This is a genomic window from Pontiella desulfatans (assembly GCF_900890425.1).
GTDB lineage: Bacteria > Verrucomicrobiota > Kiritimatiellia > Kiritimatiellales > Pontiellaceae > Pontiella > Pontiella desulfatans.
This window is the reverse complement of record NZ_CAAHFG010000001.1, coordinates 2,110,530-2,132,661: the sequence shown is the minus strand read 5'-3', so window position 1 is coordinate 2,132,661 and position 22,132 is coordinate 2,110,530. Positions and strand designations below refer to the sequence as shown.

17 protein-coding genes are annotated in these 22,132 nt (G+C 53.7%); 13 read left to right on the top strand and 4 right to left on the bottom strand.

What is annotated here, in order from left to right; all coding sequences use genetic code 11:
* The first annotated feature begins 41 nt into the window (after positions 1-41).
* From E9954_RS07835 to E9954_RS07795, 9 genes are all read left to right on the top strand, one after another.
* Positions 42-1,451 carry a sulfatase gene (locus tag E9954_RS07835; RefSeq protein ID WP_222847095.1) on the top strand — a complete coding sequence of 470 codons (1,410 nt, stop codon included), beginning with the start codon at positions 42-44 and terminating at the stop codon, positions 1,449-1,451.
* Between the two features lie 95 nt (positions 1,452-1,546).
* Positions 1,547-3,211, top strand: a complete 1,665-nt coding sequence (locus E9954_RS07830) for a hypothetical protein (protein ID WP_136078648.1) — start codon at positions 1,547-1,549, stop codon at positions 3,209-3,211.
* Positions 3,212-3,225: 14 nt separating this feature from the next.
* The gene (locus tag E9954_RS07825; protein WP_168442069.1) at positions 3,226-4,179 is read left to right on the top strand and encodes a glycoside hydrolase family 130 protein; all 954 of its coding nucleotides are present in this window, start codon (positions 3,226-3,228) and stop codon (positions 4,177-4,179) included.
* 95 nt (positions 4,180-4,274) lie between these two features.
* Positions 4,275-6,014, top strand: coding sequence for a hypothetical protein (locus tag E9954_RS07820; RefSeq protein WP_136078646.1), 1,740 nt, complete (start codon positions 4,275-4,277; stop codon positions 6,012-6,014).
* On the top strand, positions 5,993-6,205 hold the full coding sequence (locus E9954_RS07815; protein WP_136078645.1) for a hypothetical protein: 213 nt from the start codon (positions 5,993-5,995) through the stop codon (positions 6,203-6,205). The genes E9954_RS07820 and E9954_RS07815 overlap by 22 nt, the downstream gene beginning before the upstream one ends.
* Before the next feature lie 11 nt (positions 6,206-6,216).
* Complete coding sequence (locus E9954_RS07810) at positions 6,217-6,927, top strand: hypothetical protein (RefSeq protein ID WP_136078644.1); 711 nt, start codon at positions 6,217-6,219, stop codon at positions 6,925-6,927.
* A gap of 35 nt (positions 6,928-6,962) precedes the next feature.
* Entirely contained in the window at positions 6,963-7,286 is a 324-nt protein-coding gene (locus tag E9954_RS07805; protein ID WP_136078643.1) for a hypothetical protein, read from the top strand.
* Positions 7,287-7,370: 84 nt separating this feature from the next.
* Positions 7,371-8,315, top strand: a complete 945-nt coding sequence (locus E9954_RS07800) for a CehA/McbA family metallohydrolase domain-containing protein (RefSeq protein ID WP_136078642.1) — start codon at positions 7,371-7,373, stop codon at positions 8,313-8,315.
* Between the two features lie 52 nt (positions 8,316-8,367).
* On the top strand, positions 8,368-11,244 hold the full coding sequence (locus E9954_RS07795; RefSeq protein ID WP_136078641.1) for a sulfatase: 2,877 nt from the start codon (positions 8,368-8,370) through the stop codon (positions 11,242-11,244).
* Positions 11,245-11,382: 138 nt separating this feature from the next.
* On the opposite strand, the gene E9954_RS33465 is transcribed toward E9954_RS07795, so the two are convergent.
* The 4 genes from E9954_RS33465 to E9954_RS07775 form a co-directional block, all read right to left on the bottom strand.
* Positions 11,383-11,655 carry a response regulator transcription factor gene (locus E9954_RS33465; RefSeq protein WP_281281203.1) on the bottom strand — a complete coding sequence of 91 codons (273 nt, stop codon included), beginning with the start codon at positions 11,653-11,655 and terminating at the stop codon, positions 11,383-11,385.
* Positions 11,656-11,828: 173 nt separating this feature from the next.
* A complete protein-coding gene (locus E9954_RS07785; protein ID WP_136078126.1) occupies positions 11,829-13,301 on the bottom strand; it encodes an integrase core domain-containing protein in 1,473 nt (490 codons plus the stop codon).
* Positions 13,302-13,404: 103 nt separating this feature from the next.
* Positions 13,405-13,899: a response regulator gene (locus tag E9954_RS07780; protein ID WP_136078639.1), complete on the bottom strand. Its 495-nt coding sequence runs from the start codon at positions 13,897-13,899 to the stop codon at positions 13,405-13,407.
* A gap of 14 nt (positions 13,900-13,913) precedes the next feature.
* Positions 13,914-15,881, bottom strand: coding sequence for a sensor histidine kinase (locus E9954_RS07775; protein WP_136078638.1), 1,968 nt, complete (start codon positions 15,879-15,881; stop codon positions 13,914-13,916).
* Positions 15,882-16,135: 254 nt separating this feature from the next.
* Between E9954_RS07775 and E9954_RS07770 the strand changes: the two genes are divergently transcribed.
* From E9954_RS07770 to E9954_RS07755, 4 genes are all read left to right on the top strand, one after another.
* Entirely contained in the window at positions 16,136-18,355 is a 2,220-nt protein-coding gene (locus tag E9954_RS07770; RefSeq protein WP_168442067.1) for an Ig-like domain-containing protein, read from the top strand.
* A gap of 121 nt (positions 18,356-18,476) precedes the next feature.
* On the top strand, positions 18,477-19,169 hold the full coding sequence (locus tag E9954_RS07765; RefSeq protein WP_136078636.1) for a PEP-CTERM sorting domain-containing protein: 693 nt from the start codon (positions 18,477-18,479) through the stop codon (positions 19,167-19,169).
* A gap of 121 nt (positions 19,170-19,290) precedes the next feature.
* On the top strand, positions 19,291-20,214 hold the full coding sequence (locus tag E9954_RS07760; protein WP_136078635.1) for a family 43 glycosylhydrolase: 924 nt from the start codon (positions 19,291-19,293) through the stop codon (positions 20,212-20,214).
* Positions 20,215-20,228: 14 nt separating this feature from the next.
* On the top strand, positions 20,229-22,034 hold the full coding sequence (locus tag E9954_RS07755; RefSeq protein WP_136078634.1) for a DUF5060 domain-containing protein: 1,806 nt from the start codon (positions 20,229-20,231) through the stop codon (positions 22,032-22,034).
* Positions 22,035-22,132 lie beyond the last annotated feature (98 nt).

Sequence of the window (22,132 nt, the reverse complement as noted above, 5' to 3'; positions counted from 1 at the left end):
TCGTGGTTTCATCTTCGTTTGCAGCGCAACCGAATGTACTCATGATCTGTATTGACGATATGAACGATTGGTGCGGATTTCTTGGCGGGCATCCGCAGGCGAAAACACCGAATATGGACAAGCTGGCGGAACAGGGCGTCAATTTTATCAATGCTCACTGCACATCGCCCGGCTGTTCACCAAGTCGCAATGCACTTTTGTTCGGTGTCGAGCCACACAACTCCGGCCTCTATCCATTTTATAACATCAACAAGATAGAATCCGGGGTTTTGGAAAAGTACATGCCGCTGCCGTTGCTCTTCCGCGAAAACGGGTATACAACCTGCGGCCTTTCCAAGGTGTATCACAATCCGGACAACACCTACCGCCAGGCCGAGCAGTGGGATGAATATTTCATGTACGGCATCGGAAAAAAGAAAACCCTTATTACGGAGAAAGGCTACCATCCGGAGCCGTTCAACAAGCGCACCATTTCCTGCCCGGCTGCCAATCCGCTGGAAGATTTCGGGGATTACAAGGCGGCCATGCACGCGGTTCGCTTTTTGGAAAAGAAGCAAGACAAACCGTTCTTCCTCGCGGTTGGTTTCATTCTGCCGCATACCTCGTTCATTATGCCGGAAGAAAACTGGGATCGATTCTCCGAGCCGATCGTAGAGCCGCCGTTTAAAGCCGACGACTTGACCGACGTACCGATGGCCGGACAGGCCAACGCCCAGATCTATGTCGAGATTCCCGTCCGCCAGGACAATGCTTGGGAAGATATCCGGCGCGGCTATCTGGCTTCCATCAACTTTACCGACGACAATGTCGGTCGCGTCCTCCAGGCCTTGGAAAAGAGTCCATATGCCGACAATACCATCATCGTGCTCTGGTCGGATCACGGGTTTCATCTCGGCGAGAAACGCAGCTTCAGCAAGTTCTCTTTGTGGAACGAAGCTACCCGAACGCCGTTTATTATTCTCGATCCACGCAACAAAACCGGCAACGGCAAGGCTTGTGCGGAACCCGTCGGTCTCATCAATGTTTATCGGACGCTTGCCGATCTGACCGGCCTGGAGGTTCCTGGCTATGTAGACGGCCAAAGTCTCGCGCCATGGCTGAAAGATCCGTCAAAACCGATGGATCAACCGGCCATGACCACCTGGGGGCGCGGCAACTATACCCTGCGTACCAAGGGATGGCGCTATACCCGCTATTTTGACGGCACCGAAGAGCTATATAATGAATCGGACGATCCGAACGAGTGGACGAACCTCGCCGAGAATCCTGAATATACCGCGCTGAAGAAAAAATTCGCCAAATGGCTGCCGACCAAAGAAGCGCCGCAGGTCGCTTCCGGTCGTGAGCTCTACAATGTCGCCGACGCCGACAGTCCCACGAAAAACATTCAGGCCTACAAGCGTTACGTCGAACAATACAAAGAGGAGGGGTTGCAACCGCCGCTTGACTAGGTATGCGATATCTCTTTCCAGTTATTATCAGCCTGGTTTCATTTGCCGTTCCAGCTCTTGCAGATTTCCAACCCTTGGACGTGCGGGATGGTGCATTGGTTTATCAAGATGGTTCAGAGGCGGTGCTATGGGGCGTGAACCTGCAGCCGTCGCTTTCGTGGGAATATCGCCGCATGGCAAACCATGGCCTCCATGAACCGTTCGAGATGGACGCCTACAAGGCCATGATCGACGAGGCGTATGACGAGCTAGAACTGATGGGATGCAATCTGATCCGCATTCATTTATCGCCGGGCGACTTCACTGATACGGAAGGAAACCTGGTTGAAAACCAATGGCTGGAACTGACCGACTATGTTTTGGCCGAAGCCGAGAAGCGGGGCATGTATACCTATCTGGCATTTCTCAATACGCTCGGTGCAGCGCGGGGGAAAGACACCTTTATCAGCACAAAGGATGACACAAAACCGATCTGGATGATCGATCCGGTGTTCATGGCAAAAGCAGACCGTTTTATCCGCCAGCTGCTTAACCGCCAAAACAGGTTTTCAGGTGGTGCAAAATATAAGAGCAGCCCGGCGCTGGCTATCGTCGAACCGATCAATGAGCCCGGTTATTTCACCCGCGAAGAAATAGAGGCGTATCCAAACTGTCTGGCCGTCTACCTGGACTGGTTGAAAGCCAACGGGAAGGCGGATTCCGTTGAAGGTTTCACCACTTGGCGGGCCGATAACTCAAAGCGATACATCAATCGCATGGTTCAATTCTTCAGGGACGAGGGCGTAGCCGCGCCGATGTCGTGGTCGATGGAATGGCCGCGCATGATGGAGTGGACGGGTGAGGATGTGTTTGAAGCCGCCGCTGAATCCGATGCCGAAATCGTTTCGGTCTGTTTTTATCCCGGCCAGGCGGCTGCGTATCAAAAGCGCGGCGAGGACCTCAAGGCGATCGGCGAGCAGAATTATTTTGGATATATCCAGCAGTCCTACGATGAACAGCCTTGGCATGGCTGGATGCGGGATGAACGTTTCAGGAAGAAAGCCCGGATCGTCTACGAGTTCGAAACCTACTACAACCAGACGTCATACCTCTATCCGCTGATGGCAAAGTATTTCCGTGCGCAGGGTATTCAGGCAGCAGCGATGTGGACGTATATCCTTCCTGGACAGGCGGAATATACCGCCGCCGCCCACAACCTGAATCTGAAAACCACGCCCAACAAAACCGCGGCTTTCATCGCCGCCGGTGAGGTCATGAAAAGCCAGCCGCGCTACGAACTTTTTTCAACCACTTCGGAAACCGAGGACTATTTCAGCAATACGGCGCTTTCATACGAACTCGGCTGTTCCGCTTTCGGCACCGGTCGCCAGCTGATCCATAGCGAATCGTTGCCGCAGGAATTCATCGACCATCTTCCGCCGCTATCGGAAGAGTTCGACCGCATGGTCGGCCGAGGAGATTCGCCCTATGTAAAGTATGGTGGCAGCGGCCTCTATTTCATCGAGTCGCAAAGCGGGAAGGGCGTAACAATCAAAATCCTGCCCGATGCGGAGTTTGTTTTGCCGCGCTATCTGCCGAATGGGCGCGGTGAGAAAACGGTCGAACTAACGGTGGAAAAATCCCATTCATTCGAGCTGAATCTTCCAGGCTTTGGAAACGACTGCAAAGTCTACCGCAAGGTGGACGGCCAATGGAAAAGGATCACATCAATCGGTGCGCGCTTTGAAGCGCTACCCGGGGAATATTTAATCAAGAAATGACAGGAGACGTTAATATGAAAGACGCAACTCAAATCTTTAAGCGCCACGAGGGCGGCCCGCTGCTGCACATCAAGGATTTCCCAGGGAAAGCCCAGATCTACAACCCCGCACCGGTTCAGTGCGGCGACGAAACCATCCTGCTGGTTTCGGTTGTTGAACACGCCGCCACACGCGGCTTCGGGCGCGATGTCGGCCAGACCCGCGTTGCCCGCTCCAAAGACGGAATCAACTTTACGCTATCGGAAGAAAACTTTATCGATCCGCAGGAAGTCGGTGAGCCGTGGGATCGCTATCACCACTTTATCGACAACCGCGTCACCAAGATCGACGACTGGTACTACATCGTCACCCCCGTCATGGTAAATGGCTTTGATTCGCCGATCGGCATGCTCGGTCGCACGAAGGATTTTAAAACCTATGAGCGCATCGACACCATCACGCAACCGAAAAACCGCGGCGCGTCGCTCTTCCCGGAAAAGATCAACGGAAAATACTACAAGCTCGACCGTCCCGGCGGCGGTGATGGCGGCGACGGCGATATCTGGATCAGCGCCTCGCCCGACCTCGTGCACTGGGGCGAGTTCAAGCCGGTGCTGGCGGCGGGATACCGTTTCTGGAATGTAGATAAGATTGGCCCCACGCCGCCGATCAAGACCGATAAAGGCTGGCTCGACATCATCCATGGAGTTTTCACGCCCGCCGGGGGTACCTACTACTACATCGGTGCCATGCTGCTCGACCTCGATGAGCCGTGGAAGGTGATCGGAAAAACCAACTCCTATCTCATGATGCCGGAAGAGCCATGGGAGCAGCACGGCAACTGCGACAACGTCATCTTCCCCTGCGGAGCAATTGCCGACTACGACCAGGACCGGATCCGCCTTTACTACGGCGCCTGCGACTTTGCCATCTGCCTCGCCACCGGTTCCCTCAGCGAAACCGTCGATGCCTGTCTTAAAGGACTGTAATGCGGTTGGCCGCTCCGGGCGTGTGCTTTCGAGCCAGCCCGGCCGAAGAATATGCCGTAAGAAAGTATGACGATAAAACAACGAGACGTATGGGTATGATGAAACTTAATATCTTCCACCGAACCGATCCCGGTCGCTACGAAATTTTCAAGCAGCAGCAGGATCTGGTTCATTCGCTTGGGATGAAAACCAGTATTTTCCTGCACTATTTCGACCTGTTTCAGGATCATATCGTGGCCGATGCATTAGCGTATAATGAAGAGTTCGGCGACGAAATCGGACTGGCCCTGAATCGTCTGGAGGGGCCGGGTATGGATGATATTTCGCGCGGCCTAGAGCACATCTGGCTGTTTGACGAAGAGCAGAAACGGCAATTGATGGAGATGGCCTTGGGCAAGTTTGAGGAAGTGTTCGAGCGGATGCCGACGGCGGTGACATCGTATCACTTCGATAGCTCGGCGTTGCGCATCCTGAAAGAGATTGCGCCGGAAGTGGAAGGCCTGGTGGGTGGTTGTTTCGAGGAGGGGGTCCGTGTTTTTCACGGCTGCAACCACTCCTGGTATCTCTTCAATGAAGGCATGCCATGGGGGCCGTGGTTCCCGGCGAAAGGGCACACCTTGCGCCCGGCCGCCGACGAAACGGATTGGGCTGGGGTGGTGGCAGTCCCGCATTTGGCGCGCGATATGAGCCTTTCCTATGAGGGTCGCAACGATTTTTGGGCGAGCCATCCGCCGAACGTCATTCGCGGAATGGGGAACGATGCCTCGTTCTGTCCGTATGATTTGAATCTGATTGACCAATACCGGATGCAGGCCGACTTCAACGGGCACACCTACTACAATACCTTTGTCGGAACGCAATGGCTGACCTGGAACCACAATAGTGAATATCCGCCGGAAGTCGCGTGGGATCTCTATACCAAGCAGTTGACTTATTTCAAGCAGCTGAAGGATCAGGGGGAGCTCGATGATTTAACCCTCACCGAATATGCCCGTTGGCATAAAGAATCCCGGGCGTTTGCGGAACCGGAAGTGTATCTGGCGAAGGAAATGTTGTATCAGTCGCACAAGCACTATTTCTGGCACATCGATCCCGATCTTCGTGTGTTGATCGATGCGAATCAGGGCGGTTCGATCGGTGACTTGCGTGCCTACATCGGGCGGGTTGAAAAGGCCACCGGGCCCGACACCCCGAATCGCGAAAACGGGGCATATCCTTATCTCATCCAATCGCAGTACCGCACGGGATATCCGAACCATAGTTTTGATGGATCACGGACGACGCTTAAGCTGGTCAAGAACGGGCAGGAGGTTGACCTCTGTACTGTGCCGACCAAGGTGGCATCGGTCGAGCGCAGCAGTGCCGGAAGCCGGATTGTTTTGACGCCTGCCAGTGTGGTGTTTCCCGATGGCAGCTCGGTGGCGGTTGAAACAACCTATGTAATCGAGCCGGGGGGAATCATCACCCTGAAGCGTTCGCTTTCGGGCGAAACAGAGGGAGTACTGGCCACCGAATACCTGAAGGGCGCGCCCGGGTGTACGGAATATCCAACCGATCTGCATGGCATTGTCTTGCAGGTGGTCGACTCGGAAACCACGCAGGAGATGGACTATTTATATCGTCGCCGTCGATTGGAGGTCGTTGAGCCAAAGTGCGTCGGTGCCGTTGTTCCGCAGGTAAATTCACGGGTGATGATGGCTCCGGAAAACGGATCGACTCCTTCGTCCGGGCTTGCCCGTGAAGGCAACCTTTTCGAACCCTATTTTGTGCTTGAGCTAACCTACGATACGAACACTTCAACGGAGTTTTCCACATGTCTGACCATCACCGCATAACCAAACGTTGTCCGGTCTGTTTTTCACGCGACATCGACGTCCTGCTGATCCCGCGCGATGGGCAGTGGGCCTGTGTAAAATGTTCGTTTGTTGGAACCGAGGCTGAAATCCGCGGCATGTACCGGGATATCCAGAAAAAATATCATGGCATGATCCAACGCTACACGCTTGAGGATCAGCGGGAAATATAGGGAATTAACATATGAGGATATTGTTCGGATTCGCTGTCGTAGCCATACTGGGAGGTGCTCTGCATGCTGCGGCCACGAATACCAAGGATGCAGCCAGCAAGCCTCCGGTCGATATCCGCACTCGGGCCAGATTGTTAGGGTATTTGTATGCCGAGGGCAGCTGTGCAAATCCGTTGGGTCGTGGTGATGAGTTTGCCATTGGGGTCAGCGGCTCCCAAAATGCACGGGCGCTTTGGTGTGCACGGCAAATGGAGGAGAAAGGTTTGCTGAAGATCGTATCAGTCTCCGGTAAACGCATTGTGTTGAAAGATCTGCCTTGGGAAATACCGTACGCACCGGTTTCATGGAATACCAATATCCATATGACCTTTAATGAAGGGCTTCCGCATGATCCGGAACATCCGGCTCGGTGGGCTCCGGAAGTTTATAATTCACAGTTTATCGCCGCGATTATTGAAGGGGAAGGTTCGGTTGGTGGGCTGATAGCCGATCAGTCCGGGTGGGGGGAACAGCCTGTCCATATTACCGAGTTATGCGATTTGCTGAATGATCCGGTATATGCCTGTAGCGCATATTTGACGAGAAAGGGAAGGGATGTGCGCATTCCTGCCGAAAAATTCAGCGTTGTGCGAGCGTTTGAATATGTGTCCACGGGGCGGGTTCCCGGCGGACCGGAAGGGCTGGAGAAAGAGCCAACACCACCGAAATACGCGACGCCTTGATGGAGCATGGCTGAAACAAAGTAAGGAAACTCATCATGACAAAAAATAGAATAGATAGACGATCTGTTTTAGGACTGCTAGCAGGTACGGGGGCTGCCGCCAATGCACAGATCATGGATAGGTTCGCTGAATCTCCGGCGGTCGATGAGAAGAAGCCGTTGTCGTTTTTTAATGTTTATCGGGGAAACACGCATTCGCATACGATATTCACCTGGACGCACGGAGCCCATCGTTCCAAGCCTATGCCCAAACTGGATGAACCCACCGAGTTTAAGCCGCATTGGAAGGTCCCCGACGGAACAGATTACAAAGACTGGAACACCATCAACCTGAATCCGGATGCATATACCAACCTGTAGGGGCTCCCTGCAAACCACTACAGACTGGCGAAAGAAAACGGGTACGATTTTTATGCAACGACGGATCACAGCCAGGAACCATCATTGCAGCCTGTTTCAAAAAACAACGCTTGTTGGGAGATTACCCAACGTACGGCCGATGAGTATACGACAAAGGATTTTGTCGCGATTCCCGGTTTTGAGTACAGCAGAAACGTGAAAACGAATGGTGGAAAGGGGCACCTCACCGTATTGAACACATCCGAATACGTGAACGCGGACCATGGGCAACGCGGGCCTGTCCCCGCCTGGCCTGATGCCCGCTGGAGTATCCCCCAATTCTATAACTGGGCAAAAACCGCGAAACCGCGCCGGAACAAAGGATGTGTCGTAGTCGGGTTCAATCATCCACAGCCCAATCAGTACAATGATTGGGATCACATCGATCCTGAAATCGTTAAATCGATCAGTACATTTGAACTTCATACAGGGTATAGATGGACTCGGTGGGAAGCGTATATCCGGGCACTCAATAAAGGGTGGAAGGTCGCGCCGGTAGGGGTTTACGATAATCATAATATTGATGCCATTACTGATCCTGAAGGCTTTCCCCCGACGCAGGTTCTGGCGCCCGATCTCTCCCTGGAATCAATTACACGGGCCTTAAGGGAGCGCCGCACCTTTGTTTCATGGATCAGGGAGGTGGAATTGCGATACGCCGTAAATGGAAGCATCATGGGATCGACAATCAAAAAGTCCGACAGCTATGCCTTTGAAATTAAAATCAATACGCGCGCTGCCCATCCGGAAGAGCGGGTCGGCAAAATTCAGATTCTAAGAGATCATTCCCTTGGGAAGGATGACTGCGAGGTGGTCGCTGAAGCCACGTTTGGGGATCAGGATGAAGTAACCTGGAGTCCTGAGATCAAAGACGCGGACGCAAAATTCTATCTTGTGCGTGTGATTCACAACTGTGATGCGGAAATGGGCGGGAGACCCGAAAAAATGGAAGGTTCAACGGTGTCGGCTCCTGTCTGGCTCGAAGCCTAGTTGATGGGTAAAGCGATTAGTTAATGAGCAGCTGTTTGAGAAGAATATTCCAATGAAAAGAAATATGGTTTACGCGATGTTCGCGCTGGCAGCCATCACCTCCTCTCAGGCCGCCGTCATATTTTTTGATGGCTTTGAGACGGGCGGAACAACGGTTGTTGGTCGCAGCCCGGATCAGGTGAATGAGGGAAGCGCTGCCTGGGTGACCTCTGGCGGGGCGGCAACGGCTGCCATCGTCGATGTCGCCGGTAACAAGGTTATGGAGGTGGTGAATACGGGAGCGGACTCCTTTGCGTTGGACATTGCGGGGGAGGCTGTGTTCGGGCAGTTGACGTTTGATTTGCGTTTCACCTCGCAAGCCACGGACACCTCCAAAAACGCCAATTTCCGTGTGGTACCCGGGGCAGGTGCCGGCCTGAATGATTTCAAAGGGGGAGTTGGTTTGGGTACGGCCGGCTTGGACTTGGATACATGGGGAGAGGTGGCTATCGTTTTTAACGCCGGCACGACCGCGATCACCTACGGAGATAGCGATCAATACAGCGTGCCCGTAGACGCTCTTGATATATGGGTGAATGGGCAACTGGATACCGACGATCAGCTTCGGACTGCAAACTATGGAGGCATCGACTGTTTTGGATTTAAGATGTTCGACGGCGTCGTTGGGATGGAATTTCAGGTTGATGACTTCGAGCTGAACACGGAGATTACGGTGGGCGGCGTTTCTGTGAATCCAACTCTGCTCTATACTGCTGGCGGTGTAAGCGAAGCCATCGCCAATGACGGCACCATTTCCTCGACCATCGCGATCACCCTGTCGGACGACCTTTTCACAGCGGATGTGGTGAGTGCCGGTCATGTGGCCGTTGGCAACATCCCGGCGGGGCTGACGCCCGTGTTAAGCCGTGACAGCGACACCCAGATCACGTTGAGCTTCACTGGTAATGCCACGGATCATGCCAGTACGGAGAGCATCAGCAACCTAATGGTCACTTTCGCCGACGGTGCATTTGTCGGTGGAGATGCCGGTACAGTAGCCGGTTCGACCCGTGGCGATCTGAGCATTACATTTATCGATGCCACGCCCCCCAACATTCTCATGCTTTGCATCGACGACATGAACGACTGGGTCGGCTTCCTCGGCGGGCACCCGCAAACGAAAACCCCGAACATGGATGCGCTTGCTGAAAAGGGAGTCATTTTTTCCAACGCCCATTGTCCCGCTCCCGGTTGCTCGCCCAGTCGCAGCGCCATCATGTTCGGGGCCGAGCCGACGACAACGGGGCTCTATCCGTTTTATACATTGGTCAATCTAGACCCTGCGGATCTTGCGACGCTGGATGCTTTTTTACCCATGCCCCAGTTCTTTCGCGATAATGGCTACTATACAGCCGGCTACACCAAAATCTGGCACAATCCGGATAAGGACTATAAGCCAGCGGAGCAATGGGATGTCTATACCTCCTACGGTGACAATTCCCTCAATCTGGTCAACGATCCCAGGTACTATTATTCTCCGGATGTGAGCCGCCTGCGTGCGACGCCGGCCACGAATCCGCCGACCGATTTTAAAGACCGCAAAAGCGCAAACGCGGCTGTCGGGATTCTTCAGCAGACTCATGACAAGCCCTTCTTCCTCTCCGTCGGCTTTATTCTCCCGCACACGCCGTTTGTTACGCCGGTCGAAAACTTCGACCGCTTCGACTTCCCGATCGAAGCCCCGCCGATCCTCGCCGGCGACCTTTCGGATGTTCCGCTCGTCGGTCGCGCCAATGCGCAGCTTTATGTCGACATTCCGTTCAAGCAGGATGAGGCATGGGAAAAGTCGCGGCGCGGATATCTGGCGTCCATCTCCTTCACCGACGATAATGTGGGGGTGGTGCTCGACGCGCTGGCCGCCAGCCCGTATGCCGACAACACGATCGTCGTGCTCTGGAGTGATCACGGCTTTCACCTTGGGGAAAAACAAAGCTTCAGCAAGTTTTCCCTTTGGGAGGAGGCCACGCGGACGCCGTTTATCATTTATGACCCACGCGGCAACGCGGCCAACGGCCAGACCATCGACGAGCCGGTCAGTTTGATTAATATCTACAGAACATTGGCGGATCTAACTGGGCTGACACCGCCCGCCTATGTGGATGGAATCAGTCTCGTTCCGTGGCTCGACGATCCATCCCTGCCGAAGGCGACCCCGGCGCTGACGACCTGGGGGCGGGGCAACTACACGTTGCGTTCCTCCGACTGGCGCTATATCCGATATCACGATGGCAGCGAAGAGCTTTATCACAACGCCGTCGATCCCAACGAATGGACGAACTTGGCCGACGATCCGGAATTCAGTGCAATGAAAACGCAGCTGGCCGTTTATCTGCCGACCAACGAAGCGCCGCAGATCGAATCCGGCATCGATCTGTATAACGTATCCGATTCCGACAAGCCAAATAACCGCGTCAACGCCTACCTGAATGAGGTGGATGAGTATGAAACACTTGGTCTTCAGCCACCGCTCAACGGGTATAATTTTTCCGATTGGGTCGAGACGGCCGGATATATGGGGGATGATGCGGAACCCGGTGCGGATCCCAATACCAACGGCGTTCCCAACATTCTCGAATACGCCATTAAGGTGCCCGACGGCGGAGACATCCGCGATTATCTGCCGGGTCTTGATTTTAAGCAGGAGGAAACGACGAACCACCTGTCGATCAGCTTCCGTCGCCGCCTGGATGCGCCCGACCTTCGCTACGAGGTCGACGGCAGCAAGGATCTGTCCGAATGGGAACCACTTTGGAACAGCGACACGCCGACCAATACCTACATCCTATCGACGACGAATAACCTGGACGGCACGCAAGCCATCACGATTCGCCACCGGGACGGTATGGACGAGCTGAAGGCGTATCTCCGCCTTCGAGTAAGTGTTCCGTGAGTAGTCCCCGCGAACACTAATCCGCGGACAAAATGCCTAAAAATAATGGGTCTTCCGCTGAATCTGTGGGTAAAAGAATGGATCATTCTGTGAAAAAAGTGAGCGCCATCCTGCGGATGTACGGTTGCTTGGAGCATTTTAGTCGGTTGGGAGGATGCCTGCCTTGAAGGCTTTGGATATGGCGGCGGGTGCGTTGGGGGCATCGAGTTTTTTGTAAACGCTTTGCACGTGGGCGGTGACGGTGCAGGGTTGGATTTTCATTTTCTGGGAAATCTCTTTTTGCGACAGGCCTTCTGCGACCAAGGTGAGGACTTCTTTTTCCCTTTTGGTGATGCAGGGTTTATCCTTTTTTTCTTGAGGTATTTTGGTTCTGTAAAATTTTCGATGAAAGAGCCGATGGCAGAGAAGCAAGGTGAGATGGGTCCCCTTACTGGGCCGAAAGAAGGCTTTTGATGGGGATGGTTTCTGTGTCGGCGATGATTTGATTGTTGTTTTTTAGCCCTGATGAGGGCGGCGACGCACAGCGGGGCTGTGGGTAGCTGAGGCGAAAGCCTCGTGTTCTTTGACATCCGAGTTTTGATTGTTCATGCGGCTTGCCGGAGGAGCTCGACCCACATGTCGGGGTAGAGCCTCTTGCCTTTGAGGCAGGCGATCGCGACGGGCGGATGCCCGCCGAGGCTGCCGTGCGGGCGCATGAAGTTGTAGTAGGCGACGAAGAGCGTGGTGAGTGCCGTGGCTCCGTCGAAGCTCTTGAAGCCGGCGCGGGGTCGCGTGTGGTATTTATAGGTGCGGTTGAGCCGCTCGATGAGCTGCTTGTAGACGCGGTAGGTCTCGCTTTCGGGATCGAGGTTCTTGAGTCCGATGACGGTACGTTTATTCAGGACTGCTTCGCCTCCGGCCACCACGGCGGCGGTGTTGTAGGCGACGGTGGCGCTGTCGTAGGACGGCAGGCCGTCGGTGACGAGTTCGAAGGCTTCGGCCCGGGGCGCGTCCGGCGGGCCGCACATGCTTTGGATGAGTCCGAGCGCCGGTTCGGCCCCACGGGTTTCGGAGAGGTTGTAGCCGCAGATGGCCCGCCGTGTTTCGGTGATGACGAGCCAGGTGTAGCGGGTTTTCCCGCCGATCTTGATGTAGGTTTCGTCCGCCGCGCAGGTTCCTTCGGGAACGGGACTGTTTTCATCGGTGAAGTCGGCGAGCTGGCAGGCTGCGGCCTTGATGTAGTTGACGACGGTCTGGTGCGAGATGCGGATCCCGAAGACGCGTTCGAGCGCCTGGGCGGTGAGCCTTGCGCTGAGTCCGAGGCTGATGGAGAAGGTGAGGCAGAGTCCGAGGGTATGCAGGCTGTGGTGGATGCGGTTGAGATCGACCGGGGCGTCTTCGGGGCGTTTGAGCGGAAGGTCTTGCGAGGCGAAGTGGTATTCGCGGAAGAGGTAGCGCAGCTTGAACTGGCTGGTGTTTCCGGCTTTGCGCATGGCGTGCTCTTCGGGCGTGAGCTGGGCGAGGTTCCGTACGTAGACGGGGCAGTGGTCGTTCGGGCACTTGAAGGCGGTGCACAGGCCATCCTCCTTCCATCGAAAGAGTGCATAGCCGCAATGCGGGCACCAGTAGCGCGCCTTGCTTTCGCGCCGGGGCTTGTCGGTTGGCGAAGTCCTTTTGCAGATCTTGCACTGAACCTGCGACCCAAGCTTTCCGTTGTTGAGGTAGAGATAGCGCACGGGGGCATGGCAGTGCCGGCATCGGCATTTTTCAGGCGGCATGGGCGAACCCGTCCGACGCGCTACCTTGGCGATTGTTTTTCCCGTGGCGCGCAAATGGTCGGCCTGAAGCTCCTCCCAGTCCTTTTGCGGTGCGTGCGGCAGCAATGGTTCGCATAGCGGCGGTTGAGGATCGACCCGGAACTGGCGATAGTGCGGAGGCCGCACTTCCTGCGGCTTGAGTTCGATATCCTGCCTTGAACCGTTGAGTACTTCGAGCAGCACCGGCACCACCGAAGCCAGATCGTTGTAGGTAAGCTTGCGACATACCCAGCGAAGCAGTTTCCTTAGATCATTTTTCATGGGGTCTTCCCTGTTTTTTTTGCGTGCGGCAAAAGGGCTTGGAACGACCCCATCTTATCCAATCAAAACTCGGGATAAAACAGGGGAGAAGACGCCGAAGGCATCAACCCCCAATCAAGAGAAGTAGTTTAGAGATGAAAACGAAGAGAAAACTGACCAGAAACGGTATTTTCTGGAGGGAATGGATGATGAAACGAGCGAGCCCTTTGTCCATGATTGCTCCGCCGTCCCTCACGGTTCTAATGCCGTATATGATTTCATCCATCGTGGATGATTTTAAAAGGTAGCCGGACGCACCCAGCTGAATGGCCTGCAGAACATCGGATTCCATGTTGGACTGGCTTAGGATGATCACCTTTGTGTCGGGAGAATATTTCGTTATCCATGGTATGGCTTCGAGACCCGACATGACGGGGAGGTTCAGATCCAGCAGCACAATATCCACCGATTGTTTTTCCTGTAGCTCACGGAGTGCCTGTTCCGCATTGCCGTACAGGCCGGCCAGCTCTATGTCGGCTTCTTCGCCAATGGCGAATTCGATGATTTCACGGAACTCGGGGTGGTCTTCAACCATCATGACTCGGGTTGGTTTTTTCATGGCTGTTCCTGTTTTTAAGGCCGGTTGAATATCGCGGTCCAGTTGAGCCTTCGCCGGATTCGTAGGGTTAATGTGATTTGTGCTCCGCCGTCGGGTGATTCCCCAATGCCTACCTTCGCCTTGAAGAGTTTTGCCCGGCGCTTGAGGGACTTCGGTATTTTGTTGTCGGACAATCCCTGGCCATTATCTGAAACGGTCAGCTTTAGGTGCTTTGGGGTCGCCGCGATGTGGGTTCGGATGGCCGTTGCCGTTGAATGCCGGCAAACGTTGACAAGGCTTTCCTTGAAGAAGAGAAAGAGGTCGGCGCGGGTTCGGGGAAGGAGTTGGCCTAGAAATTCTTCGCCTTCAATAGTAAGGGAGTGGTCAACCTTCCCGCTGACGCGTTCCGCAATCCTTTCAATATCCTGAACTAGGCCCTGATAGATGTCTGCATCCAACAGATTTGAAATGTTGCGAATGGCACGTCCGTTTTGATCGACGATGGCCCGGATTCGTTCGTGCAGCATTTTTCGTTTTTCCGGGGTGCAGTTTTCGCGGCAGATGGCATCGCTGAAGAGCCCGATGGTATAGTTGGTCGCACCCAGTTCATCATGCAGGTCGGCGGCAAGGCGTTCACGTATCCGCGCGGCCTGCCTCAATCGGATGATGTGGTCAATGAGGATGGTAAAGGCTATTGCAACCAGCAGGAACAGGGCCGTTCCCTGTGTTTTTTTAAGGATCACTTTTTGGGCGGCATATAGCCGGTTTCGTTCGGAGACAACCAGGGGTCGCTCCTTCTCAAGATCGTGGCGGCGCGAAAGCTGGGTCATCCACTCCCGGATCGGCAGGATCTCGCCATAATAGTTCAGGCCATCGGTGATCAGGTTCAGGAGTTTAGGGGAAGTCGAGAAACTCTCATTGGCCGCAACCGGGGCGTGAAGCGCGATATTACACCCCCCGGATATGACTTCGATTTCGGAAAAAGCAATGAGGTTGTTTCTGGAAGACAATGAGCCGACCGGGATGGGATCGAGGATTTCGATCCTGATATATGAGCATTCTGTTTCGGGAAAATGCAAAATGATGATGGGGCCGTTGTCGTAGAGGGATTCCTGCCGGTGTTCGCAAAGCACGGTTGCGTCGGAAAAGTCCGATCGGTTGGCTCCCAGGATACGGACATGGCTGGGCACGGCCCGGTTGCTGGGTTGGGACATGGGAATGGAGTATTCCAGGTTGGCGGTGTGCAGGTTGATCTGGCCCACTGGATAGGTCGCATTAAGATTGATGGTCAAGGTGGGAGGTGGGTTGGCCGCATTGATGCGCAACAGCCTTGTCGTGCTTTCTGCTTCGCCGGCGGCATCCATCAGATAGGGCGTGAAACCGTCTGCCAGATACTTCTGGTGATGCGCGGCAACAGGTTTTCGTGGGGGAGGCGCCACCGTTATCGGCTTATGGAGAGCCACATTGTCATTTCCACTGAAAACCATGATTTCAGACAGCTGAAGGGTATAGCGGTCGTCGAGGACACGGGAGCTCATCATGCTTGCCTCGATCATGACCCAGGATGCCTTGACCGGGGGGAACGACACCGCCAGCGGTGCTATGCGAGGCATGACCTGGTCTTCCTCCAGGATCTCGGCAACCACGTTGGTGGTTTGCGCGGTTCCTGCCAGAATCCTGAATGCGTGCGGAAAGCCTTCGGCCTGAAAACCCGCCTGAGGTACCAGAAAAAGCATCGGCACCAGAACGGCCTGGTCGATCAAGACTTCATCTCCCAGTTCAATACGGATCCACTCCGGACTGTCCGGGGTCTGGTGCACCTGTGACCGGTATCCTACTGAGCCTATGCCATGCCGCAATGTGAAGGCCGCCAGTTGATCCAGTTCTTCATCGATGTCTAAAAGCCTTTCTTCAAGGCTGGAAATAGTGGAACGGCTGGATTCGGCTTTGCATAGGTTGATGCAAAGAAGGGTAACAATGCCGATTAGGAATGGTTGCCGCATACTGTTCATGAATCATTTATCTTTGTTCTACCCATTGCGCCATTCGGCTCCTTACGTTCCCATGCCATGTATACACCAGAGGAAAAGTGATTGTTATCCTAAAATATTAGAATATGCAGCCTGTCGTTTCGGGGCATTATATATTCGTGCATAAGGGATTCCGATATGCGGATGTCCGGTGTGCGAGTGCAGGTTCGATGAGAGAAACGGGCTGCATGATTGGTGGCAGAGGTTTGTTAATAAAGGAGATAAAGATGAACAGGAAGAAAAGGGTAGTTGCGGCCTTTTTGGCCAGCTTTGCAATCGTTGGCGCTTCACAGGCAGGGTTGGTGGCCGAATGGAACTTCGATGACCAGACCTTGGCAAACAGCGGAGCGAGCACCGGGCTGCACGATGGATCTTATGTTTCGGGATCGTCGGCAAGTCCAGTGGCTGGAACCGCTGTGTTCACAACAAATACCCCTTCGGGCACTGGATATGCGTTGGATCTTTCATCGGTCTCGAACTATATGATGATTGCCAACAGCTCCACTAATGATGTCGCATACACCAATACATTCGATTCGGCTACGAATTACAGTTATTCCATATGGGTGAAGAATCCCACGAATACCTGGAACGGGTACGGTTCGATCATTGCCAAGGGATTCGAAGCCTGGAAACAAGACGATGCGCTCAAAGTCGGTTTCGAACTTCGGGCACATAATTTTTTAACAGCCCCTGAAGGTGTCCGGGTGGATGCATGGGGTAGCACCGGTGCCTCCGTGCGGGATCCTGCACCCTACACGGATCTGACGGATGGAGTTTGGCACCACTTGACCTATACCTATGACGGCACGTCCTCGAACCTGAATCTATATATTGATGGATCACTGAGGGCAACGGGAACCAATATGGTCATTAGGCCGGCACCAGGCAACCTGATGCTTTTCGGTGCCGTTGAAGGGGAGGAAGAAGTTAAGCAGTCAGACCTCATATGCGACACGATCCAGTTCTACGACCATGCCTTGTCTGAATCTGAAGCGGTTGGTCTGTATATTCAGCAGACCGCGTTCTATGTTGACCCGGGTGCAATTGCGTTTGAGACTGCGCCGGGCACGCTGGTGGTTACAAGCTCGGTCGATGTTGCATACTTGTCTGGCACCAATGTTGAGGTCAATGTGTCTTTCTCGAATGTAACCCATGCGGGTGCATTCAGTGTGGTGGAAACGCAGCCGCTGGTGCTGACCAACCCGTTCCCTGCAATGACCCCCATCAACATTGCGGTTGATGCCGGAACGGTGATCAACGGAGAGATCGTTGCCTGTACCGCCGTGATTGCGTGGAATGAACAGGGATCAACCGAGGTAACCGAAGTGAAGGTGCCGGTCACGATTACCATAACGAATTATCTGCCCACGGCTGATCCGGTTGATGTGACGACAGCACAGAATACGGATGCTGATCTTACACTGTCAGGATCGGATCCGGAGGGGAGTAACCTGACCTATACGGTGGTGACGCAACCCGCCAATGGAACGCTTACGACGAATGGCGCGCTTCCGAACCTGACCTACCACCCTGATGCCGATTTCTCCGGACAGGACAGTTTTACCTACACCGTTAACGATGGGGATCTCGACAGTGCTCCGGCTACGGTAACCATTACCGTAATGTCCCCGAGTCTTTCGGTGACCATTCAGGAACTCGGAACCGCACCAGAGGAGGTTAACCCGGTCAACCTGTCGACCAACGGACCCACGGACTGGGTGATGCTGGGTCGGGGTGGAGATATTTCGGTTCGGGATGAAATGGCTGGCTCGGACTATATTGGCGCTGTGACTGTAATCGGTGAAAGAACGGGCGCTTATGGGGCCAATCCCTATCTATGCAGCTGGACGAATGGTGCCACAGTCGTGAGCACGAATGATGTGCAGGGCAGCTGGGAAGGGCAAGGGGCCTCCGGCGAATTATCCTTTGCCGTAACCAATCTGGCTGCCGGGGATTATTCGATGGACGTCTATTGTTCGCGGTGGAGAGCCACCGGGCAGCTTACAGCGTCCATTGGTGCTGCCAGTGCCAGTGCAGCGCATACCGAGGGCGCAGTTAACGGTGGTGCATACTATGCCGTATACACGGTTGATTTCACGATTGAGACGGGGGATGTGTTGGATGTCCTCGTTGAGACAACGCAGCAAGGCCACACCTATGGTAACGTCTCCATAACGGCCATTGCGCTGGAGATGACCTCAGAGCTGGTGGATCCAGTCCCGGGTGATGTTTCCATAGCGATCCTGTATGGAACAAATATGGTCATGAGCTGGGAAACCGCAGCGGGGTATAAATATGGTATTGAGGCTACGGACAATCTCGTATCCGGAACCTGGACCAATATCGTAGAAAACCTCGATGGAACGGGCGGGGATCTGATTATTACGAACGCTATTCCAGATGATGAACCGCAACTGTTCTTCCGCTCATATCTGCAGGATTAAGTTTCAACGGCTCTCCCGGTCTGGCCGGGAGGGCTTTAAGGCCCCTGATCGATAACTGTTTTAAGCGTGAGGATCTTTCGGGAAGGCGCATGTATCCCCGAACAAAGCTAAAGGAAAGAAAATGAAAAAGATAATAACTGCATTAGGCATTGGTTTTATGGTGGCGGGGGCGTCACAGGCTGGTTTAGTCGTTACCAATGAATTCAGTTCGGCCGAAACGTTTTCGACGCTGGATAATGTGTCGAGTATGGATCTGGCAACCGGCCTTGCGGTCGAACGAAATTGGACGGGTGGAAACTTTACCGCAACTCTTGCAACCGATGGTTTGCTTGGTAGTGGCTTTGACAACAATGCCCCTAATGACAAAATTGGTGATGGCATCTTTCGCTATAAAATAGATCTAGGCAGTGCCCAGGGGATTGGCAAGGTAAACACCTATGCTTTTTCTGATAATGGTGTGCGTTGCATGCAGACGTTTACGCTTTATGGAAGTGTGGCGGACACGGCTTCGTTTGATGAAACCGATGGCGCAACCTGGGTCATGATTGCCAGTGTGGATACTACAGGCGCAACGGGGCTTAGCGGTGATACTTGGGGGGTAACCAGCATCTATGATGATGGCGGCGCGGCCTTGGGCACTTACAGGGAACTCCTGTGGGTGACTGAACCTGTCAATTGGACTGACAGGGGAGGCTATGAAGCGTCTATCTATAAAGAGTTCGATGTAGTCGCCGTTCCGGAACCGGCGACGCTTGGTTTGGTTGTCGCGTTTGGCGGGGGGATCCTCTTTATACGCCGTAGACTGATGCTTTGATATCGAAGCGATATATCGTGATGCGCCGTTTTCTTCCGAAGCGGCGTATTTTTTATCTGAGAGGAATCATGGTGGAGTGTTTATAAAGATGCGGGAATTAATTCAGAAACTAGGCGTAGTTATGAAATACAGACAGCAGTTGTTAATGGTAATTTTATCGGTAACCATCGTCGGGGCGCGTGCGACGGAGCGGGCTCCTAATCCGTTCATTACCCACATGTTTACCGCCGATCCCTCGGCCCATGCCTGGGAAGACGGCCGCTTGTATGTCTACCCCTCAACCGATATCAAAGGCAAAGGCTATCGGTCGATGGATGGGTATCATGTCTTTTCGACGGATGACATGGTCAACTGGATCGACCATGGGGAGATTCTGCATTCACGCGATGTCGAATGGGGAACTCCCAAGGGCGGAAACATGTGGGCGCCGGATTGTGTGTATAAAGACGGAACCTATTATTTTGTTTTCCCGCACCGGGATGCCGGCATGGTCTGGGAACTCGGTGTCGCGACAAGCCAAGATCCAGCATCCGGATTTAAGCTCCTGGGAAAGATTAAAGGCGGGAGAACGTTTTGCGACCCGTGTGTATTCAAGGATGACGACGGGCAGGTCTATCTTTACGCCGTGGTGAAGGCCAAGTGTTATGCTGCAAAGCTAAAAGACAATATGATGGAGATTGACGGGGAGATGGTTCATCAGCAGGGGGTCGACGAACACCGTGAAGGGCCGTTTGTTTTCAAGCGTAAAGATAAATATTACATGATCTATCCGGATCATTCCAAACCCCGTAACCAGATGCAGTATTCGATGAGTGACAGCCCGTTAGGTCCATGGGAACCCAAAGGACTTTTTCTGGAAGCAACAAACGTATTAACCATGCATGGATCTATCGTTGAATATAAGGGCCAGTGGTATGTGTTTTACCACAACGGTGATCTTTCCAAGGGTAAGAGCACCAATCGCTCCCTATGCTTCGACAAGGTGTTCTTTAATGAAGACGGAACGATTCAGATGGTTGAGCAGACGCGTGGTGCGATTCAATAACCGGGAGACGTTTCATGGTTGCTGTTCTAATTAAGAGGGTTGGTGCGGCGTGCCTGCTTTGGGCGGCATCATCATCTGCTTCCATCGTGGAAGGGGAAAAGAATGCGGACGGCAGTTTTAAAAAATGGCACCGCATCGAAGTGGTGTTCGATGGACTGCAGGTTGAAGAATCACCGGCTACTTTCAGGAACTGCCGACTGGATGTAACGTTCACTTCACCCAGTGGAAAGGAATTCAGCGTTCCCGGTTTCTTCGATGCCGACGGCGATCCGGCCAACACCTCTGCCTCCTCTGGAAACAAATGGAAAGCGCGTTTTGCCGGAGGTGAAGAAGGTGAATGGAGCTATAAAGCCCGCTTTGTGACCGGGGAAAATGTGGCGGCTGAACTTTCCGGCGGAACCGGCGGGACGGCCCCGGATGGTGAAAGTGGAACTTTTAAAATCGGCCCGCAGGATAAATCCGGTAAAGATTTCCGGGCCAAGGGCAAACTGGAATATGTCGGCGAGCATTATCTGCGTTTTGCGGATGGCGATAATTTCATCAAATGCGGTGCCAACAGCCCCGAGGTGTTGTTGGAATATGGGGAATTCGATGGAACACCCGGTCATGAAAACGACCTATATACGCCGCATATTAAGGACTGGAATGTTGGTGATCCAACCTGGGGCGGCGGTAAAGGCAAGGGTATTGTCGGGTTGATCAATTATCTCGCCGGCCTTGGGGTGAATGGACATTATTTCCTGTGCATGAATGCCTATGGCGACGGTAAAGAGGCTTGGCCCTGGACGGGAGTGGATAATATTGATGTCTATGACGTCTCCAAGCTGGCCCAGTGGGAGGTGCTCTTTACCCATTTCGACCGCATGGGTTTAATGGTTCACTTCCAGCTTTCGGAATCCGAAAACACCAACTATCTGGAAGCGCGCGACGGACAGGGAACCTTTTCCAATGCCCGGAAAATTCTCTACCGCGAGCTGGTTGCGCGCTTTGGCCATCACATGGCCATCACCTGGAATGTCGGCGAGGAAAACCAGGCGCCCGGCGAAGGATTTGAAGAGGCCAATACCCATGAGCAGCGCAAGTTGTTCGCATCCCGTATTCGGGAGCTGATGTGTTACACCGATAACATTTCCGTGCATAATGGCCCGGGTGGTGTTTTTGATGACATCTTCCCGCAGTTGCTGGGTTATGCGGACTACACCGGCGCCAGTCTGCAGACCATATTAAAACCGCGCAAAGGGATGTTGAGTAACCATAATGAGGTTCTGAGGTGGCTCGGCGAGAGTGCGCAAAGCGGTCACAAATGGGTGGTTGCCCTGAATGAGCCCTGGTGGGGCAAGCGCCCTGTAAATCTGGCGGAGTTGATTCGGAAAGAGGCGGTGTGGGGTGCTCTGATGGCCGGTGGGCATATGGAGTTTTATGCCGGTCGTGATGATGTGAAGCACATTGACTATGCGACCTACGAGGACTGCTGGGCTCCGATGGGGCATGCGGCCCGTTTTATGAACGAAAACCTGGCAAAAGAAATAGCCGACATGAAATCCAATGATGCCTTGGTGGCCGGAGAAGATAACTGGGCCTTGGCCAATGAAGGGAAGACCTACCTGCTCTATCTGAAAAACGGTGGTGAGGCCGTTGTGGATCTGTCGGGAGCAAATGGACGGTCGTTCTCCGTTCAGTGGTTTAATCCGCGCACCGGTGGAAATTTGACTGCTGGTTCTCTATCCATCGTAAACGGCGGTGCTGAAAAGATATCTCTTGGAGTTCCCCCAAATACAACAGGGCAGGATTGGGTTGTCCTTCTTAAAGCAATGGAATGAAGTTGCTGGGTTGGAGGCGTTTTTCGCACAAATATCATCAATATGGAGGATGTGGTTCGTGTGCTTCCTTCGGTACTGTTCAACCATGCAATAACGCC

Bases quoted from the DNA above. Each gene is read 5' to 3' on its own strand.
- E9954_RS07835 (WP_222847095.1), top strand. From the start codon at position 42: ATGATCTGTATTGACGATATGAACGATTGGTGCGGATTTCTTGGCGGG.
- E9954_RS07825 (WP_168442069.1), top strand. From the start codon at position 3,226: ATGAAAGACGCAACTCAAATCTTTAAGCGCCACGAGGGCGGCCCGCTG.
- E9954_RS07820 (WP_136078646.1), top strand. From the start codon at position 4,275: ATGATGAAACTTAATATCTTCCACCGAACCGATCCCGGTCGCTACGAA.
- E9954_RS07815 (WP_136078645.1), top strand. From the start codon at position 5,993: ATGTCTGACCATCACCGCATAACCAAACGTTGTCCGGTCTGTTTTTCA.
- E9954_RS07810 (WP_136078644.1), top strand. From the start codon at position 6,217: ATGAGGATATTGTTCGGATTCGCTGTCGTAGCCATACTGGGAGGTGCT.
- E9954_RS07805 (WP_136078643.1), top strand. From the start codon at position 6,963: ATGACAAAAAATAGAATAGATAGACGATCTGTTTTAGGACTGCTAGCA.
- E9954_RS07795 (WP_136078641.1), top strand. From the start codon at position 8,368: ATGAAAAGAAATATGGTTTACGCGATGTTCGCGCTGGCAGCCATCACC.
- E9954_RS07785 (WP_136078126.1), bottom strand. From the start codon at position 13,301: ATGAAAAATGATCTAAGGAAACTGCTTCGCTGGGTATGTCGCAAGCTT.
- E9954_RS07780 (WP_136078639.1), bottom strand. From the start codon at position 13,899: ATGAAAAAACCAACCCGAGTCATGATGGTTGAAGACCACCCCGAGTTC.
- E9954_RS07775 (WP_136078638.1), bottom strand. From the start codon at position 15,881: ATGCGGCAACCATTCCTAATCGGCATTGTTACCCTTCTTTGCATCAAC.
- E9954_RS07770 (WP_168442067.1), top strand. From the start codon at position 16,136: ATGAACAGGAAGAAAAGGGTAGTTGCGGCCTTTTTGGCCAGCTTTGCA.
- E9954_RS07765 (WP_136078636.1), top strand. From the start codon at position 18,477: ATGAAAAAGATAATAACTGCATTAGGCATTGGTTTTATGGTGGCGGGG.
- E9954_RS07760 (WP_136078635.1), top strand. From the start codon at position 19,291: ATGAAATACAGACAGCAGTTGTTAATGGTAATTTTATCGGTAACCATC.
- E9954_RS07755 (WP_136078634.1), top strand. From the start codon at position 20,229: ATGGTTGCTGTTCTAATTAAGAGGGTTGGTGCGGCGTGCCTGCTTTGG.